The sequence below is a fragment of the Microbacterium shimangi genome (assembly GCF_043556445.1).
In the GTDB taxonomy this organism is placed as follows: Bacteria; Actinomycetota; Actinomycetes; order Actinomycetales; family Microbacteriaceae; genus Microbacterium.
This window is the reverse complement of the sequence record NZ_JBIGII010000004.1, coordinates 663,523-681,440: the sequence shown is the minus strand read 5'-3', so window position 1 is coordinate 681,440 and position 17,918 is coordinate 663,523. Positions and strand designations below refer to the sequence as shown.

Genomic DNA, 17,918 nt, shown 5'->3' with positions numbered 1-17,918 from the left:
CGTTCAGTCGCGAGAGTCGTGGCGCTCCCCGTCCTCGGGTACCCACAGTGTCTGCTGCTCATTCGGACGCGCGATCGGGATGCGGGTGCCGAGCACCTGCGAGACGACATCTTGAGCGATCTTGGCCGGTGTGAGGCCCGCGTCTTCGAAGATCTGCTCGCGGGTGGCGTGCGGGATGAACTCGTCGGGGAGCCCGAGCTCGTCGACCGCCGTGTCGACTCCGGCTTCGCGCAGCACCTGTCGCACGCGCGTGCCGACCCCACCCACGCGGATGCCGTCTTCGATCGTGATGACGAGCCGGTGCGTGCGGGCCAGTTCGACGATGGAGGGCCGCACCGGGATCACCCAGCGCGGGTCGACGACGGTCGCGCCGATCCCCTGCGCCTGAAGCCGCTCGGCGACCTCGACGGCGAGATGCACCATCGGCCCGATTCCCACGATCAGGACGTCGTGCGACTCGGCGCGGGAGATGACGTCGACCCCGTCGGCGAGTCGCTCGATGGCCGGAAGATCGCGGGCCGCAGAACCTTTGGGGTAGCGGATGACGGTCGGGGCGTCTGAGACCGCCACGGCCTCACGCAACTCTTCGCTGAGACGCACCGCATCACGCGGGGCGGCGATACGGATGTTGGGCACCAGCTGCAGCATCGCGAGGTCCCAGATGCCGTGATGGCTCGGACCATCGGGCCCGGTGACGCCGGCGCGGTCGAGGACGAAGGTGACCCCGGCACGATGGAGGGCGACGTCCATGAGCACCTGATCGAAGGCGCGGTTCATGAACGTGGCGTACATCGCGACGACGGGATGCAGGCCGCCGAAGGCGAGGCCGGCCGCCGAGGCGACCGCGTGCTGCTCGGCGATACCGACATCGTAGGTGCGGTCGGGGAAGCGTTCGGCGAAGAGTTGGAGGCCGGTCGGGCGCAGCATCGCGGCGGTCACGGCGATGATGTCGTCGCGTTCTGCTCCGATCTCGACGAGCTCGCGCGCGAAGACGTCGGTCCATCCGTCGCCGGTCGCGCTGGAGAGCGGCTCTCCGGTGATGGGGTCGATCTTGCCCACGGCGTGGAACTGGTCGGCGATGTCGCTTCGCGCAGGCGCGTAACCGCGACCCTTGTCGGTGATCGCGTGCACGATCACGGGGGCGCCGTAGGCCTTCGCGAGCGTGAGGGTTTCGAGGAGGGTCTCGAGATCGTGCCCGTCGACCGGGCCGAGGTACTTGATGTCGAGGTTCGAGTACAGGGCCTCGTTGTTGGTGAAGCGCGACAGGAACCCGTGGGTCGCACCGCGCACTCCCCGATAGACCGCACGGGTGGCGGGACCGAGCGCACGAAAGAGCGAGTCGGAGCCGCGATGAAGGGTGCGGTAGGCATCGGCGGTTCGCACGCGGTTGAGATAGCGCGCCATGCCGCCGATGGTCGGCGCGTACGAGCGCCCGTTGTCGTTGACGACGATCACCAGGTTGCGGTCGTTGTCGTCGGAGATGTTGTTGAGCGCCTCCCACGTCATGCCTCCGGTGAGCGCACCGTCACCCACGACCGCGATGACGTGCCGGTCTCGTCGACCGGTGCGAGTGAGGGCGCGCGAGACACCGTCGGCCCAGCTGAGGGAACTCGAGGCGTGCGAGGACTCCACGACGTCGTGGATGCTCTCCGACCGCTGCGGATAGCCGGCCAGCCCGCCGCGCGAACGAAGGGCCGAGAAATCCTGGCGTCCCGTGAGCAGTTTGTGGACGTACGACTGGTGGCCCGTGTCGAAGATGATGGGGTCTTGCGGCGAGTCGAAGATCTTGTGGATCGCGATGGTCAACTCGACCACGCCGAGGTTCGGGCCGAGATGCCCGCCCGTTCGTGAGACGTTCTCGACGAGGAACTCGCGCACCTCGCCCGCGAGCTCCTGGAGCTGCTGCAGGTCGAGCGCGTCGAGATCACGCGGCCCAGTAATCGTCGGCAAGACGGCCATCGGACTCCTTCCTTCGTCGATCTCGAGAATCGACGGGTGACCTGGGCCAGTCTAATCCGGGCCGGAGTAGCCGGACGAGGAGGCTCGTCGCCTTGACAGACAACCGGCAGTGCTCTCGAACCGCACGCAGAAGGGCCCCCGACAGCTGTCGGGGGCCCTTCGTATGCGGTGTCAGACGAGCGACCGCAGCACGTACTGCAGGATTCCCCCGTTGCGGTAGTAGTCCGCTTCGCCGGGGGTGTCGATCCGGACGATGGCTTCGAACGTCACCGTCTCTTTACCTGCGGCCGAGAATTCGCTCGGCGCCGCCGTCACCGTGACGGTCTTCGGCGTGATGCCGTCGTTCAGCTTCTCGAGGCCCTTGATCGACACGATCTCGGTACCGTCGAGGCCGAGCGACGCCCAGCTCTCTCCGGTCGGGAACTGCAGCGGCACGACCCCCATACCGATGAGGTTCGAGCGGTGGATACGCTCGAAGCTCTCGGTGATGACCGCCTTGACGCCGAGAAGACTGGTGCCTTTCGCTGCCCAGTCGCGCGATGAACCGGAGCCGTACTCCTTGCCGCCGAAGATCACGAGCGGCGTGCCCTGCTCGGCGTACCGTTCGCACGCGTCGTAGATGAACGACTGCGGGCCACCGGGCTGAGTGAAGTCGCGGGTGTAACCGCCCTCGACGACCACTCCATCGCTGACAGCGCTCACCAGCTGGTTCTTCAGGCGGATGTTGGCGAACGTTCCGCGGATCATGATCTCGTGGTTGCCGCGACGCGAACCGTAGGAGTTGAAGTCCTTGCGATCGACGCCGTGCTCGACGAGGTACTGACCGGCCGGGCTGTCGGCCTTAATGTTGCCGGCCGGGCTGATGTGGTCGGTGGTGACCGAGTCACCGAGCGTCGCCATGACCCGCGCACCCGTGATGTCGCGCACGGGGGTCAGCTCCATGGTCATCCCGTCGAAGTACGGGGGCTTGCGGACGTAGGTGGATGCTTCGTTCCACTCGAACACGTCACCCGTCGGGGTGGGGAGGTTCTTCCAGCGGTCGTCGCCCTCGAATACCGTCGCGTACTGACGCGTGAACATCTCTTCGTTGATGGACGAGTCGATCGTCGACTGCACCTCGGCAGCATCCGGCCAGATGTCCTTCAAGAACACGTCGTTGCCGTCGGTGTCTTTGCCCAACGCGTCGGTTTCGAAGTCGAAGTTCATCGACCCCGCGAGGGAGTAGGCGATCACGAGCGGCGGGCTCGCGAGGTAGTTCATCTTGACGTCGGGGTTGATACGCCCCTCGAAGTTGCGGTTGCCCGACAGCACGGCGGTGACGGCGAGGTCGTTGTCGTTGATCGCGGTCGAGACCTCTTCGATGAGGGGTCCGGAGTTGCCGATACAGGTCGTGCAGCCGTAGCCCACGGTGTAGAAGCCGAGGTCTTCGAGATCCTGCGTGAGGCCGGCCTTCTCGTAGTAGTCGGTGACGACCTTGGAGCCCGGGGCAAGGGTGGTCTTGACCCACGGCTTGGCCTTCAGGCCCTTCTTCACGGCATTGCGCGCCAGAAGGCCCGCGGCGAGCATCACGGACGGGTTCGACGTGTTGGTGCACGAGGTGATCGCGGCGATCGTGACTGCGCCGTGGTCGAGCGTGAACGACTCGCCCCCCTCGAGGGTGACGGGGGTCGGCTTCGACACTGACGACGGCGCGTGGCTCAGCGACTGAGCGGCGTGCTCGTGCTGGTGGCTCACGTCGGAGGTCGCAGGCTCACCCTGGGTGTCCTCGTCCTGCGGCGTGAAGCCGATGGGGTCGGAAGCGGGGAAGGTTCCTTCGACCGCCGCGTCGACTGCCGTGTGGGCCCCGGGAACCGCGTAGTCGAGCAGGTCCTTCCCGAACTGCTCTTTCGAGTTCGACAGTTCGATGCGGTCCTGCGGACGCTTCGGTCCGGCGATCGAGGGAACGACCGTGGAGAGGTCGAGCTCCATGTACTCGCTGAACACGGGCTCGGTCGACGGGTCGTGCCACAGGTGCTGCTCTTTGGCATACGCCTCGACGAGCGCGAGCGACTGCTCGCTGCGGCCGGTCAGACGCAGGTAGTCGATCGTGACGCTGTCGATCGGGAACATGGCGGCGGTCGAACCGAACTCGGGGCTCATGTTGCCGATGGTGGCGCGGTTCGCGAGCGGCACGGAAGCGACGCCCTCGCCGTAGAACTCCACGAACTTGCCGACGACGCCGTGCTTGCGGAGTTGTTCGGTGATGGTCAGGACGACGTCGGTCGCCGTGACGCCGGTGGGGATGGCGCCTGTCAGCTTGAAGCCGACGACCTTGGGGATGAGCATCGACACGGGCTGGCCGAGCATGGCCGCCTCGGCCTCGATGCCGCCGACGCCCCAGCCGAGCACACCCAGACCGTTGACCATCGTGGTGTGCGAGTCGGTGCCGACGCAGGTGTCGGGGTACGCCCGGAGCACGCCGTCGAACGACCGGTCGTAGATGACCTTGGCCAGGTGCTCGATGTTCACCTGGTGCACGATGCCGGTTCCCGGCGGGACGACCTTGAAGTCGTCGAAGGCCGTCTGACCCCAACGGAGGAACTGGTAACGCTCACCGTTGCGCTCGTACTCGATCTCGACGTTGCGCTCGAGGGCGTTCTCGCTGCCGAAGAGGTCGGCGATGACCGAGTGGTCGATGACCATCTCGGCGGGAGAGAGGGGGTTGATCCGCGACGGGTCTCCGCCCAGGGCCGCCATCGCCTCGCGCATGGTGGCGAGATCGACGATGCACGGCACACCGGTGAAGTCCTGCATCACGACGCGAGCCGGAGAGAACTGGATCTCGGTGTCGGGCTCGGCCGCAGCATCCCACGACCCGAGCGCCTCGATCTGCTGCTTCGTGACGTTGGCGCCGTCTTCGGTGCGCAACAGGTTCTCGAGAAGAACCTTGAGGCTGAACGGGAGCTTCTCGTAGCCGGCGACCGTGTCGATGCGGAAGATCTCGTAGTCGGTGCTGCCGACTGTCAGGGTGCTCTTGGCACCGAAGCTGTCAACAGTGGACACGTGCGTCTCCTTCGTCGGCGGTGCGCGGGGCGCTGCCCGCACCTCCATCTTCCCCAGGTCGCCCCGGAGCGGCTAGCAAGGTGCACCTAACCGCGACGACGGGAAATTTATCTTGATATCGAGATAAATATATCAGGTACGACGGGTGGGGTAGAGCGCACGGACGGCCAACCATGTGACCGCGACGAGGGGGGCGAAGAGCGGAAGTCCCATCACGAGCTTGAGTGTTCCGAGCGCGGTGACATTGTCGGCAAAGTAGAGCGGCAACTGCACGACGAGACGTGCCGCGAACAGCGCGGCCCACGCGATCGCGAGCCAGAAGAAGACCCGACGCTTCCGCTTGTCGGCCCGCCACTGCGTGCCCTCCCCCATCAAGAACCCGACGGCGAGCCCGATCAACGACCAACCGATCAAAGCCGAGATCAGAAATGCCGAGCCGTAGGCGATGTTCGTGATGAACCCGGGGATGAAGTTGTTGCTGGCTTCGCCCGTGAAGACGGCGAATGCCGCGGCGACCCCGGCTGCGATGAGCCCACCGAGCGCCGCACCCACGGGCTGACGTGCGACGAGACGCGTGATCGTGAAGACAGCGGCGACGCCGAGCGACAGCCCGAGCGACAGCCAGAGGTTGCCATCGCCGGTGGCCGGGTCGATGGTGAGGGTGAAGACGACGATGAAGATGAGGCCCGGAAGGACCGATTCGAGGATCCCGCGCCACCCGCCCATCGCCGACCAGACCGCGGCGCCCGTCGACGTGTGCTTGGACGGGTCGAGGCCCGCCCGCCTGGCGGCGTCGCCCAGCGCGGCACTCAGTGCGTCTGAGGCAGAGGGCGGCTCAATGTCGGCCGCCTTCTTCTCGTCGGGCGCGGGCGCGTCGGTCACGGCGTTCCGGGCGTCGCGGGCATGCGGAGCGGGATCAGGTCGCGCGGCGGCATGGGAGCCGATCCGCGAACCACGACGATCGAGCGGAAGAGATCTTCGAGCTGCGCAGCCGCGGCGACGTCCGAGGTGGCAGCACCGCCGATCACCCCGCGGAGGAACCACCGGGGCCCATCGACGCCGACGAAACGCGCCAGCCGCATTCCCGCGGCCGCACCATCGGCGAGGACGGGGACCTCGGCGAGCAGTTCAGGCCCGAGCGGGCCCTCGCGTTCTTCGACCCGGCCGCCCTGCTGACGGACCTGCGAGCGGATCTGCTCACGCGTCTCTTCCCAGAGCCCCGTGGTGCGGGGAGCCGCGAACGGCTGAACCTGCAGCGTCGATTCGGCGTAGTCGAGCCCGACGGCGACGATGCGCTTCGTCTGTTCCTCGACCTCGAGGCGCAGGTTCAGCCCCTCGCGCGGGAGGATCTTGATGCCGCCCAGGTCGATGTAGGGGCGCACCGGGTTCGCTTCCGATTCGTCGAACGGACCCTCGACGCTGCGGTCGCCCTGGGGTACCTGGTCGGGCGTCTCGCCCGTGGACACATCGCTCATGCCGTGCCTTCTTCTTGCGTCTGATAGCCGGTGGACCCGAAGCCGCCCTGGCCGCGGGAGCTGTCGGGCAGCTCGTCGACCGGGACGAACGTCGCTCGGTGAATGGGCATGACGATGAGCTGGGCGATCCTGTCGCCGACGGCCACGTCATACGGGGTGGTGGAATCGGTGTTGAGCAGCGCGACCTTGATCTCGCCGCGGTAGCCGGCATCGATCGTGCCGGGGGCGTTGACGATCGTGATGCCGTGCTTCGCGGCGAGCCCGCTGCGCGGCACCACGAAGCCGACGTAGCCGTCGGGAAGGGCGATACGCACCCCCGTGGATACCAGCGCACGCTCTCCCGGGGCGAGAGACACGGGTTCGACGGCCGTGAGGTCGGCTCCCGCGTCGCCCGGATGCGCGTAGACCGGAGGTTCGGCCGCGATAATGGGGACGTCGACGGTTTCGGTCACCCCACGAGGGTAATGCAGTCGGGAGGGTGCAAAATGCGGGAACGACCTGCTTATCGCGAACGACTCAGCCCATCGCTCTGGGCCCTGGTGGCAGCGGCGGTGTGCGCGCCGATCACCGCGCTCGTGCTGACCCCCGTCGACACGACCCTGGCCCTCGTCGCCGGTGTCGTCGTCGGCGTGGCGATCATCGCCGCGCTGGTCGCAGCATCCCCCACCATCGAGGTAGATGACGGAGTGCTGCGTGCCGGGAAGGCGCATATCGATGTCGCGTGGCTCGGAGAACCGGTAGCGGTCGAAGGCGACGAGGCTCGCCAGTCGCGCGGCGCGGGACTCGACCCGCGCTCATGGCTGCTTATCCGCGGGGGGATCGACGGTGTGGTGACCATCCCCGTCACCGATCCCGACGATCCCACCCCCGCGTGGGTTCTTTCCACCCGGACGCCCGACCGACTCGCGGCGGCCGTCCGGGGTGCTCAGGTCAGGCTGCGCACTCCACGCAGATGAAGCCGGGGCCGTCTTCGTGGTCGATCTGCGAACGGTGCTTCACGAGGAAGCAGTTCATGCAGGTGAACTCGTCCTCCTGAGGCGGCAGCACGACCACGTCGAGTTCGAGGTCGGAGAGGTCGGCGCCCGGGAGTTCGAAGCCGGAGGGGTTGTCGGAATCCTCGACGTCCACCGAACCCGACATCTTGTCAGGAACGCGCTCCTTCAGGGCCTCGATCGACTCGCTGTCGTCCTCGGTCTTGCGTGGTGCGTCGTAGTCGGTGGCCATGCGTGAATGTCTCTACTTCCGGTGGTGCGGGATGTGTCGCCCGAACGGGCGGCCACAGTTTGCATGAACGGGGTCGGTTTCGCAAATGCTCTTGCAAATCCCGGTTCTCCGGGTCAGGCGTTGCGATGAAACTCGCGGCGCGCCCCGGATATTCCCGGTCTCGACCTTCTCGCGTGCGACCATGGCGGCTAACCGCAGAACGAAGGGGTGTTTCCGCATGGAACAGCTCAAGGTCATCGGAACCGAGGACGACGTCCTGGTGCTCGCGACCGAGTCGGGTGAGCGTTTCACGCTGCCCGTCGACGAAGTGCTGCGCGCAGAACTGCGCCGCACCCGACGCGACCGCGAGGAGCGGGTGCCGCGGGCCAGCCCCCGCGAGATCCAGTCGCATATCCGGTCAGGTCTTTCGGCCCCCGAAGTCGCCGCGCTTCTGGGCGCCCGGCTCGAAGACGTCGTGCGCTTCGAGCGTCCGGTTCTGGCCGAGCGCGAGCACATGGTCGGGCAGGCACTCGCCGTTCCGGTACTGCTCGGCGGCGACCTCGAGCATGACGCGCCCGTGACGTTCGGTGCCGCCGTGCGTGCCAAGCTCGCCGAAGCGGGCGCCTCGAACGAGCGGTGGACCAGCTGGCGCGGACCCAACGGGTGGATCGTCAAGCTCGAGTTCACGGCCAATGACGTCGACCACGACGCACGATGGGGGTTCGAACCCCGACGCAGTTCGCTGTCGCCCCAGAACTCCGACGCCATCCAGCTGTCGCGCCAGGGCTCGCTCCCCGAGGGTCTGATCCCCCGCCTGCGTGCCCTCGACACCCCCCTCGCGAAGGATGACACCCGCTTCGACAGCGGTGCTTTCGGTCCGCGACGCGTGGAGATCGAGGCCGACCTCGCGACCGAGCACCCGGCGCACGCGACGCCGGCGGTGCAGGACGCCGCCATCAAGCGTGCTCCCGACGCCCCGGTCACGTCGTCCGAGACCGCCGACCTGCTCGAGGCCCTTCGCCGCCGTCGCGGCCAGCGCGAGCCGCTGCCGGGTACCGAGACGGCCGCTTCGCGCTCGTCGGCACCGGTCGCTCTCTTCGACGCACTCGAACCCGACGAAGAGCAGAAGACCGCGGAGCCGGAGGCCGACGCATCCGGAAGCGCGGATGCTGCGTCCCGCCGTAAGGGACGATCGTCGATGCCCTCCTGGGACGAGATCGTCTTCGGGGCCCGCTCGGACGACGCCTAGCCGTCAGGCGAAGGCGCCCAGTCGCAGGAGGGGGACGATGCGTTCCTCCGGCGTCAGGGAGCCGTGTTGGCCCACCATGTTCTGGGGACCTTTATCTCCTGTGCGGTCGTCGTAGTAGGCCACTGCCGAGCGTGCGGCGACGAGTACATCGCCGATGCGCGGGCGAACGTCGTCATCCACGGCACCGAACAGACCCGCTTCGATCGCCTCGTCTCGGGTGAGCACCCAGGCGCGCCCCGACTCGGACTCCCGCCAGGCGGCTGCCACGGCGCCCGCCTGCCCCGATTCGGCGTAGAGATGCAGCATCCGTGGCTCTCCGCCGATTGCGGCGACGCCCGCGACGAGGGGGCTTTCTTCGCCCAGCAGCAGTTGACGGTGGCGGGGCACATCGACCATCCCGTGGTCAGCGGTGATGAGCGCGCCGACTCCTGGCGTGAGCGATTTCGCCAACAGGCCCGCGGCGGCGTCGACCGTCTCGAGGGTCGCGCTCCACGCGTCGGACTCCCACCCGACGCGATGGCCGACGCTGTCGAGATCGGGGGCGTACAGGTACACCAGCGCCCCCGGGTGACGGGCGGCAAGGTCGGCGGCGATCGTCGCGCGCTCTGCGACGTCTTGCGCGCTGACGAACTCCGCGCCGCGGAGTGTGGCCGCCGTGAAGCCGGTGCCGACGTACTCGGCGCGCGAGACGACGAAGCAGGGTCGACCGTGATCCGTCTCGCGCTGCAGGATCGGCTCGCGGCGTTGCCACGTCTCGGGATCCAGCCCGTCGGTTTCCCATCCCTTGAGCTGATTGGGCAACCTGTCGGTGCCGGGGATCCGCAACCTGTACCCCACGATGCCGTGCTGGCCGGGGGCGGTGCCGGTGAGGAGGCTGGTGAGAGCGGCCGCGGTGGTCGAGGGGAAGACCGTGCGCGCCACGTCTCGTTTGGTGCCGACGGATGAGAGGAAGCGGGCGTGGCCTTTTCGCGCGGCGAGGTTGAGTGCACCAAGCCCGTCGATGACGCAGACGACAGCGCTTCGAGCCGGGGCGAACCACTCCGACTCACCGCTCAACGCGGCGATCATCTCGGGGACGACACCGGTGAGGCTCCGGGCCTGCGGAGGGTCGGCCGGTAGGCTGAGAGACATCCGGGTCAGTCTCGCATACGCGAGTGGCCCGTGTCGGAACCCGACCCGAACCACTCCCGAGGCAAGAGGTACATGCCTGCATCCCGGCCCTCCCCCGCCGCCACGAGCGCTGCTGCGACGAACACCGTCGAGCGCATCGAGGAGGTCGACGTCTCGACCGAGATGCAGGGGTCTTTTCTCGAGTACGCCTACTCGGTCATCTACTCTCGTGCCCTCCCCGACGCCCGAGACGGGCTGAAGCCCGTTCAGCGCCGCATCCTCTATCAGATGGCCGAGATGGGTCTGCGGCCCGACCGCGGGCACGTGAAGAGCGCCCGCGTGGTCGGCGAGGTGATGGGAAAGCTGCACCCCCACGGGGACTCGCCCATCTACGACGCGCTGGTGCGTCTCGCGCAATCGTTCACTCTGCGCGTTCCGCTCGTCGACGGTCACGGCAACTTCGGTTCGCTCGACGACGGGCCCGCGGCGTCGCGCTACACCGAGGCGCGGCTCGCTCCTCCCGCACTCGCGCTCACCGAGAACCTCGACGAAGACGTCGTGGATTTCATCCCGAACTACGACGGTCAGTTCCAGCAGCCCGAGGTGCTTCCGGCCGCCTTCCCGAACCTGTTGGTCAACGGCGCCACCGGCATCGCCGTGGGCATGGCGACGAATATGGCGCCCCACAACCTCATCGAGGTCGTGGCGGCCGCCGTGCATCTTCTCGGCCACCCCGACGCGAGTGTCGAAGAGCTGATGGAGTTCGTTCCCGGCCCCGACCTTCCGACCGGGGGCATCATCGTCGGCCTCGACGGCATCAAAGACGCCTACACGAACGGACGCGGCAGCTTCCGCACCCGCGCGAAGGTGACCGTCGAGTCGCTCGGCCCGCGGCGCACCGGGCTCGTCGTGACCGAACTCCCCTACCTGGTGGGGCCGGAGCGCCTCGTCGAGAAGATCAAAGACGCGGTCAACGCCAAGAAGCTGACGGGCATCTTCGACGTCACCGACCTGACCGACCGCAACCACGGCCTCCGACTCATCATCGGCATCAAGACGGGCTTCGATCCGCAGGCCGTGCTCGACCAGCTGTACCGGCTGACCCCCCTCGAAGACTCCTTCGGCATCAACAACGTCGCACTCGTCGACGGCCAGCCCAAGACCCTCGGCCTGCGGGAGTTGCTGCGGGTCTACATCGACCACCGCATCCGCGTCGTGACGCGTCGGAGCCAGTTCCGCCTCGCCCGGAAGCAGGAGCGCCTGCACCTCGTCGAGGGTCTGCTCATCGCCATCCTCGACATCGACGAGGTGATCCAGGTGATCCGCGCCTCCGACGACGGAGAGCAGGCACGTGCGCGCTTGATGGAGGTCTTCGACCTTTCCCAGGCGCAGTCGGAGTACATCCTCGAGCTGCGGCTGCGTCGACTGACGAAGTTCTCGCGCATCGAACTCGAGGCGGAGCGCGACGCGCTGAAGGCCGAGATCGAGCAGTTGATCGAGCTGCTCGCCAGCGACGTACTGCTGCACGCGCAGGTCGCGCGCGAGCTGGAAGCGGCCGCGGAGGCATACGGCACCCCGCGGCGGACACTGCTCCTCAACGGCGGGCCTGTCGTGCCGCGTTCCGCCAAGGCGGCCGCGGCCGCCGACCTGCAGATCGCCGACGCGCCCTGTCGGGTCTTCCTCTCGTCCACCGGCCGGATGGTCCGCGCCGAACTGGTCGCCGATGCCCCCGACGGGGGGATCGTGCCCCCGTCGCGCCGTTCGAAGCACGACGCGATCCGATCCGCCGTCGACAGCACGACGAGGGGCGACCTCGGTGCGGTGACGAGCAAGGGCCGCCTCGTGCGATTCAGCCCCGTCGACCTGCCGTCCGTACCCGCCAATTCCGTCCAACTGGCAGCGGGTACCGGAGCCGCCCAGTACCTCGGCCTCCCCGGGGGCGAACACGTCGTCGCCATCGTCCCGCTCGACGGTGCGCAGCCGCTGGCGATCGGCACGGCACAGGGCGTCGTCAAGCGGGTCTCGGCTACCGAGATCACGAACAAACCCGACATCGAGATCATCGCGCTCAAACCGGGTGACCGCGTGGTGGGAGCGGCCCCGGCACCCGACGACGCCGAGCTGGTGTTCATTGCGGCCGACGCACAGCTCCTGCGCTTCGATGCGGCTGCCGTGCGTTCTCAGGGTCGCTCCGCCGGAGGTATGGCGGGCATCCGCCTCGATTCCGGTGTCGAGGTCATCGCCTTCGCCGTCGTGGCGCCGACCGCCGAAGAAGCGGTCGTCGTCACCGTGGCGGGCAACTCCGGCGCGTTGCCGGGTACCGATGCGGGTTCGGCGAAGGTCTCGGCGTTCACCGAATATCCGTCGAAGGGCCGAGCCACCGGCGGGGTGCGCGCGCAACGCTTCCTTCGCGGAGAAGATGCGCTCACCCATGCCTGGGTGGGCGAAGAGCCGCGTGCGGTCGGAACCGACGGCGGCACCCGGACGCTGCCGACCTCCGGCGCCAAGCGCGACGCGTCGGGCACGCCGCTCGACGGCGCGATCGGCGCCCTCGGAACGGCCGTGCGCTGACGCGTCAGACGTCGATGCGGTCGCGCGCCAACCGGTCGCTCGAGTCGATGATGAACTCTTTTCGCGGCGCGACGTCGTTGCCCATCAGCAGTTCGAACACGGATGCTGCCACCTCGGCGTCTTGCATGCGCACACGGCGCAGCAACCGCCCACCGCGATCCATCGTCGTCGTCGCGAGCTGATCAGCATCCATCTCGCCGAGACCCTTGTACCGCTGGATCGGCTCCTGCCACTTCTTGCCCGCCTTGGTGAGCTTGCTGAGCAGACCGTGCAGTTCCTGCTCGGAGTAGGTGTAAATCGTCTCGTTCGGCTTGGAGCCCGGGTGGGCCACGATCACGCGGTGCAGCGGCGGAACAGCCGCGTAGACGCGACCCTCGTCGATGAGTGGTCGCATGTACCGGAAGAACAGCGTCAGCAGCAGCGTGCGGATGTGGGCGCCGTCGACATCGGCATCGCTCATCAGGATGATCTTGCCGTAGCGCGCGGATTCGAGATCGAACGAGCGCCCGGAACCCGCGCCGATGACCTGGATGATCGAGGCGCATTCGGCGTTGGACAGCATGTCGCTGACAGACGCCTTCTGCACGTTCAAGATTTTTCCGCGGATGGGGAGGAGTGCCTGATACTCGCTGTTTCGCGCGAGCTTCGCGGTTCCGAGCGCGGAATCGCCCTCGACGATGAACAGTTCTGACGCGTCGACGTCGTTCGTGCGGCAGTCGGCGAGCTTGGCCGGAAGCGACGACGATTCGAGCGCATTCTTTCGCCGCTGCGTCTCTTTGTGCTGACGCGCCGAGATACGCGCCTTCATCTCGGACACGACCTTGTCGAGAAGAAGCGCCGTCTGCGTCTTGTCGTCGCGCTTGGGAGAAGCGAACCGCGCGGCGAGTTCTTTCGTGACGACGTTCGCGACGATCTGGCGCACCGCAGGGGTGCCGAGGATCTCTTTCGTCTGACCCTCGAACTGCGGCTCCGGTAGGCGCACCGTCAGCACGGCGGTCAGTCCGGCGAGGATGTCGTCTTTCTCGATCTTGTCGTTGCCGACCTTCAGGCGACGGGCGTTCTGTTCGACCTGGCTGCGCAACACCTTCATCAGGCCCACTTCGAAGCCCTGCTGGTGCGTTCCGCCCTTGGGGGTGGAGATGATGTTCACGAACGAACGGGCTCGGGTCTCATAGCCGGTGCCCCATCGCAGCGCGATGTCGACCTCGCAGTCGCGCGTCACCTCGGTGGGGACCATGGCTCCGGTCGGCTGCAGAACGGGCACGGTCTCGACGAACGACCCCGTACCGGTCAGACGCCAGGTGTCGGTGACCGCGGCGTCGGGGGCCAGATACTCGGCGAACTCGGAGATGCCGCCGTCGAAGCGGTAGGTGGTCTCGATCGGTGCGGGGGGTTCTTCGGCCGACGTCGCCGTCGCGCGCTCGTCCCGGATGACGATTTCGAGTCCGGGCACGAGGAACGCGGTCTGACGAGCACGCTGCTCAAGCTCTTCGAGGTGGAACGCGGCGTCCGCCGTGAAGATCTGGCGGTCTGCCCAATAGCGGATGCGCGTGCCGGTGACGCCCTTCGGCGCCTTGCCCGCGACGCGTAGCTCGCTCTTGTTCTCGAAGGGGGTGAACCTCGAATCGGGGGTGTCGCCGGCGAATGCCCCGGGCTCACCGCGGTGGAACGACATCGCCCACGTCTTGCCGCCGCGGTCGACCTCGACGTCGAGGCGCTCGGAAAGGGCGTTCACCACGGAGGCGCCGACGCCGTGCAATCCGCCGGAGGCCGCGTAAGACCCGCCGCCGAACTTGCCGCCGGCGTGGAGCTTGGTGAAGACGACTTCGATGCCCGAGAGCCCCGTCCGAGGCTCGATGTCGACCGGAATGCCCCGGGCGCGATCGCGCACCTCGACGCTGCCGTCGGCGTGGAGGATGATGTCGATGCGGCTCCCGTGACCGCCGAGGGCCTCGTCGACCGAGTTGTCGATGATCTCCCACAGGCAGTGCATGAGACCGCGCGAATCGGTCGAGCCGATGTACATGCCGGGGCGCTTGCGCACCGCCTCGAGCCCTTCCAAGACCTGGAGATGATGGGCGGAGTACTCAGCTGTCACAATTTCCCACGATAACCGGGGCATCCGACACCGGGCCGCTGACACACGGAGCGCGTCGTCGGCGTACGCGCAGAGCGAAATGTCGGTGCAGGGCGGCATACCCCCCGGATGAGCGTGGTTACATATCTTGCACGCACCCGAAAGAGCTGCACCGAGGAGGCACCGAGATGAACACCACATCGACACCGACTGAGAACACCGCCGTCCTCGACTACCGCCTCACGGCCGCAGACCGCTGCGACTCGTGCGGCGCCCAGGCGTACATCGCGGCCGAGGTCAACGGCAGCGAGCTGCTTTTCTGCGCTCACCACGGACGCAAGTACGAAGAGAAGCTGCGGAGCATCGCTACTTCGTGGCACGACGAGACGGCCCGACTCAGCGAGAGCGTCTAACGCTCCACGCCCTCGTAACGACGAGGGATGAGCGGCGAGAGCCGCACGAGGATCTCCTCCCCCACCGATCCGATCGCTTCGGCGAGATCGGTGGGGGATTTCTCGTTCTCGGCTCCCCCGAAGAGTGTGACGACGTCACCCACGGATGCGGAAGCCCACCCGGATACGCGGGATTCATCTCCGACCGACTCGAGTGTGCGCGGCCCCGACGGGGTCCCGACGTCGACGCGGCCCCCGAGAGTGCTCGGGAGCCCGTCGAGAGCCCCCACGCCGATCGTCACGCCGCGTGCGTCGACACCCGTGACCTCCGTGTCGAGTCGCGCGGCGAGACGTACGCCGAGTTCGTCTTCCGTCGTGCCGCCCGCGGAACGGATTCCGTAGGCGAACGCTCCCACGCGAACGAGGTCGTAGCGGAACTCTGGGCGGGCGAACGACGCCGCACTCGCGGCGAGGTGTCGATACTCCGGTGCGAGACCCGCGGTCTCGGCTGCGGAGACCGCCTCGTCGAAGACGCGTCGAGCGGCGTCGTCCTCGTCGTCCGAGGCCTCGGCGATGTGGCTCCACACTCCGACGACCTCCACGACGCCTTCGTCGGCGAGCTGCGCGGCCCGTGCGACGAACTCCGGCCATTCCTCGGGGCGCACACCGTTGCGGTGCAGACCCGTGTCGATCTTGAGGTGGATGCGAGCACGCGACCCCAGGGCACGTGCCGCCTGAGCGACGTCTTCGAGCACGGCGGTGTCGCCGACGCCGATGTCGAGGCGATCGCGGACGGACTGGTCAGCCTCTGCTCGCGAGGCTGTCATCCACACGAAGATGCGGGCGTCGTCGCCGAGCTCAGCCCGTACGACGTGACCGGTTCGAACGTCGAAGGCGCCGAACCAGCGCACACCTTCCGACGCGGCCCGACGCACGACGGGGACAAGACCGTGGCCGTAGGCGTTGTTCTTGACGACCAGCATCGGTTCGGCCGGGGCGACCGCTTCGCGCACCCGTGCGAGGTTGGAGGCGATGGCGTCGAGGTCGACGGACAGCACGGTGCTCACTCGACGACCTTCCGGTTCGCGTGCAGACCGACGGCCGTGACGAGCTCGGCCTCGGAGAAACCCGTCGCGTCGCGCCACTGCGTCAGTGACGGCTCACCCCGTGCGGGGTCGCCGAAGAACACGACGTCGTCTCCTCGCTGCGCCTCAGCATCCGCGATGTCGACGACGCAGACGTCCATCGCCACCCGACCGATGATGGGCAGACGGCGTCCTGCGAGGGCGACGTCGGCGGCGTTGCCGAGCGAGCGCACGACTCCCTGGGCGTACCCTCCGGTCACCAACGCGATGCGCGTGTCGATCGCCGCGCGGAACAGATACCCGTACGAGACCCCCTCGCCCACCCGGAGGGTCTTCGTCGCCAACACGGCACCTCTGAGGCTCATGACCGGTGCTGTGCCCTGCGGTGCCCCGGTGAGGCCGAAGAGCGCCACCGCGTCCAGAACGCGATCATCGGACGGCGGCGCGTGCGTATCGTCCTCGGGATCGTTCCGGACGAACCCGGCGTCGCGGAGGACTTCGGAGACCGCGGAGACCCCGTGTCCCCAGGCATCGCCCCGTAGCAACCGAGAGTCGTACCGGTCGACGCCGGCGCTGGCAGCCACGTGTGCGTTCCGCCGCAGAGCACCCTGAGAGACGCGAGCGATCGGAGTACGTTCGGGGCCGGTCACAGCCTGCCCACGGAACGCATCAGTCACGACAACTAGACTAACCGGGACTTGTTCGCCGACCTCGGAGCACGCATGCCAGACCAGGGCTTCGCTCTCGCGCCCCGCCTTCGCTACCTGATCGGGCGCGCTCGCCGCATCGACGTCGGGTCCGTTTTCGAACGTGCACGCGAAGCGTCGCGAGACCACCACAAGTGGACGCCGAAGGTGGTCGTCGACATGCTGTGGCAAGCGGGGGTCCGAAATGTCGGGTTCCAGGACTACATCGACTACGACTTCGCGATTCTGAGCCGAGCCGAGCGCGACACGTTCATGACCCACCCGGTTTCGAACCAGATCTCGCAGAAGTACGACCACCCCGACTACCGGCATATCTTCCAGGACAAGGTGGAGTTCGACGGGGTTTTCGCCGAGCATCTGCGTCGTGACTGGATGGTCGTCGACGCCGGCAACGCCGACGCCGTCCGCGCCTTCGCCGAGCGACTGGGCACCATCGTGACGAAAGAACCGGTCGGCCAGGCGGGCACCGGAGTGCACCGCTACCACGCGGCCGACGTCGAGGACTGGGCGCAGTTCCACCGCGGTTTGTTCGACCGCGGTGAACTCCTCATCGAGGAAGTCATCCCCCAGCATCCCGACCTTGCAGCCGTCTGCCCCGGAACGGTCAACACCACGCGCGTAACCGCCTTCTTCGACGGGGAGCAGACCCACATTCTGGCCATGGCTCAGAAGTTCGGACGCGGCGCCGTCAGCGACCAGATGACCTTCGGCGGCTTCTACACGATGCTCGACCAGTCCGGCCGCGCCGTGGGCCCGGGGTACGACTCCCACGGTCACGTCTACGAGACGCACCCCGACTCGGGCTTCCGGATCGCGGACTTCCAGCTGCCGATGATCGACGAGGTCACGGCGTTCGTCGACCGCGTCGCGCGCGTCGTGCCGCAGGTGCAGTACGTCGGGTGGGACATCGTCGTCACCCCCGACGGCCCGGTCCTCGTCGAGGGAAACTGGGGCGCCGGCGTCTACGAGAACAAGCCCAGCGTCACCGGCATCCGCACGGGCCACAAGCCGCGCTACCAAGCCGCCATCGGGTTCTGACACCCCGCGC

At 67.6% G+C, this 17,918-nt stretch carries 15 protein-coding genes; 5 read left to right on the top strand and 10 right to left on the bottom strand.

Features of this window, described 5'->3' with window-relative positions; all coding sequences use genetic code 11:
- Positions 1–3: 3 nt before the first annotated feature.
- From dxs to dut, 5 genes are all read right to left on the bottom strand, one after another.
- Entirely contained in the window at positions 4–1,959 is a 1,956-nt protein-coding gene (gene dxs, locus ACFXQA_RS10185; RefSeq protein ID WP_394519710.1) for a 1-deoxy-D-xylulose-5-phosphate synthase, read from the bottom strand.
- A 171-nt stretch (positions 1,960–2,130) separates the two neighbouring features.
- A complete protein-coding gene (locus ACFXQA_RS10180; RefSeq protein WP_394519709.1) occupies positions 2,131–5,001 on the bottom strand; it encodes an aconitate hydratase in 2,871 nt (956 codons plus the stop codon).
- 132 nt (positions 5,002–5,133) lie between these two features.
- Positions 5,134–5,883, bottom strand: coding sequence for a DUF3159 domain-containing protein (locus ACFXQA_RS10175; protein WP_394519708.1), 750 nt, complete (start codon positions 5,881–5,883; stop codon positions 5,134–5,136).
- A complete protein-coding gene (locus tag ACFXQA_RS10170; protein ID WP_394519707.1) occupies positions 5,880–6,476 on the bottom strand; it encodes a DUF3710 domain-containing protein in 597 nt (198 codons plus the stop codon). Before ACFXQA_RS10170 ends, ACFXQA_RS10175 begins: the two co-directional genes overlap by 4 nt.
- Entirely contained in the window at positions 6,473–6,928 is a 456-nt protein-coding gene (gene dut / locus ACFXQA_RS10165; RefSeq protein WP_394519706.1) for a dUTP diphosphatase, read from the bottom strand. Before dut ends, ACFXQA_RS10170 begins: the two co-directional genes overlap by 4 nt.
- Positions 6,929–6,961: 33 nt before the next feature.
- On the opposite strand from dut, the gene ACFXQA_RS10160 reads away from it, so the two are divergent.
- Positions 6,962–7,432, top strand: a complete 471-nt coding sequence (locus tag ACFXQA_RS10160) for a DUF3093 domain-containing protein (RefSeq protein WP_394519705.1) — start codon at positions 6,962–6,964, stop codon at positions 7,430–7,432.
- Here ACFXQA_RS10160 and ACFXQA_RS10155 read toward each other — a convergent pair.
- Positions 7,407–7,700 (bottom strand): DUF4193 domain-containing protein, encoded by a 294-nt coding sequence (locus tag ACFXQA_RS10155; RefSeq protein ID WP_116646549.1) that lies wholly within the window; start codon positions 7,698–7,700, stop codon positions 7,407–7,409. The two genes, ACFXQA_RS10160 and ACFXQA_RS10155, sit on opposite strands and share 26 nt — an antisense overlap.
- 217 nt (positions 7,701–7,917) lie before the next feature.
- Between ACFXQA_RS10155 and sepH the strand changes: the two genes are divergently transcribed.
- Positions 7,918–8,928, top strand: coding sequence for a septation protein SepH (gene sepH, locus ACFXQA_RS10150; protein ID WP_394519704.1), 1,011 nt, complete (start codon positions 7,918–7,920; stop codon positions 8,926–8,928).
- Between the two features lie 3 nt (positions 8,929–8,931).
- On the opposite strand, the gene ACFXQA_RS10145 is transcribed toward sepH, so the two are convergent.
- The gene (locus tag ACFXQA_RS10145) at positions 8,932–10,059 is read right to left on the bottom strand and encodes an alkaline phosphatase family protein (protein ID WP_394519703.1); all 1,128 of its coding nucleotides are present in this window, start codon (positions 10,057–10,059) and stop codon (positions 8,932–8,934) included.
- A 72-nt stretch (positions 10,060–10,131) separates the two neighbouring features.
- On the opposite strand from ACFXQA_RS10145, the gene ACFXQA_RS10140 reads away from it, so the two are divergent.
- Positions 10,132–12,609, top strand: a complete 2,478-nt coding sequence (locus tag ACFXQA_RS10140; RefSeq protein ID WP_394519702.1) for a DNA gyrase/topoisomerase IV subunit A — start codon at positions 10,132–10,134, stop codon at positions 12,607–12,609.
- A 4-nt stretch (positions 12,610–12,613) separates the two neighbouring features.
- Here the strand turns inward: ACFXQA_RS10140 and ACFXQA_RS10135 are convergent, their stop codons facing one another.
- A complete protein-coding gene (locus ACFXQA_RS10135; protein WP_481825242.1) occupies positions 12,614–14,707 on the bottom strand; it encodes a DNA gyrase/topoisomerase IV subunit B in 2,094 nt (697 codons plus the stop codon).
- 167 nt (positions 14,708–14,874) lie between these two features.
- On the opposite strand from ACFXQA_RS10135, the gene ACFXQA_RS10130 reads away from it, so the two are divergent.
- A complete protein-coding gene (locus ACFXQA_RS10130) occupies positions 14,875–15,099 on the top strand; it encodes a DUF7455 domain-containing protein (RefSeq protein ID WP_394519700.1) in 225 nt (74 codons plus the stop codon).
- Here the strand turns inward: ACFXQA_RS10130 and ACFXQA_RS10125 are convergent.
- A complete protein-coding gene (locus tag ACFXQA_RS10125) occupies positions 15,096–16,145 on the bottom strand; it encodes an alanine racemase (RefSeq protein ID WP_394519699.1) in 1,050 nt (349 codons plus the stop codon). The two genes, ACFXQA_RS10130 and ACFXQA_RS10125, sit on opposite strands and share 4 nt — an antisense overlap.
- Positions 16,142–16,747, bottom strand: coding sequence for an alanine racemase C-terminal domain-containing protein (locus tag ACFXQA_RS10120; protein ID WP_394519698.1), 606 nt, complete (start codon positions 16,745–16,747; stop codon positions 16,142–16,144). Before ACFXQA_RS10120 ends, ACFXQA_RS10125 begins: the two co-directional genes overlap by 4 nt.
- A gap of 138 nt (positions 16,748–16,885) precedes the next feature.
- Between ACFXQA_RS10120 and ACFXQA_RS10115 the strand changes: the two genes are divergently transcribed.
- Complete coding sequence (locus tag ACFXQA_RS10115) at positions 16,886–17,908, top strand: sugar-transfer associated ATP-grasp domain-containing protein (protein ID WP_394519697.1); 1,023 nt, start codon at positions 16,886–16,888, stop codon at positions 17,906–17,908.
- Positions 17,909–17,918: the final 10 nt, after the last annotated feature.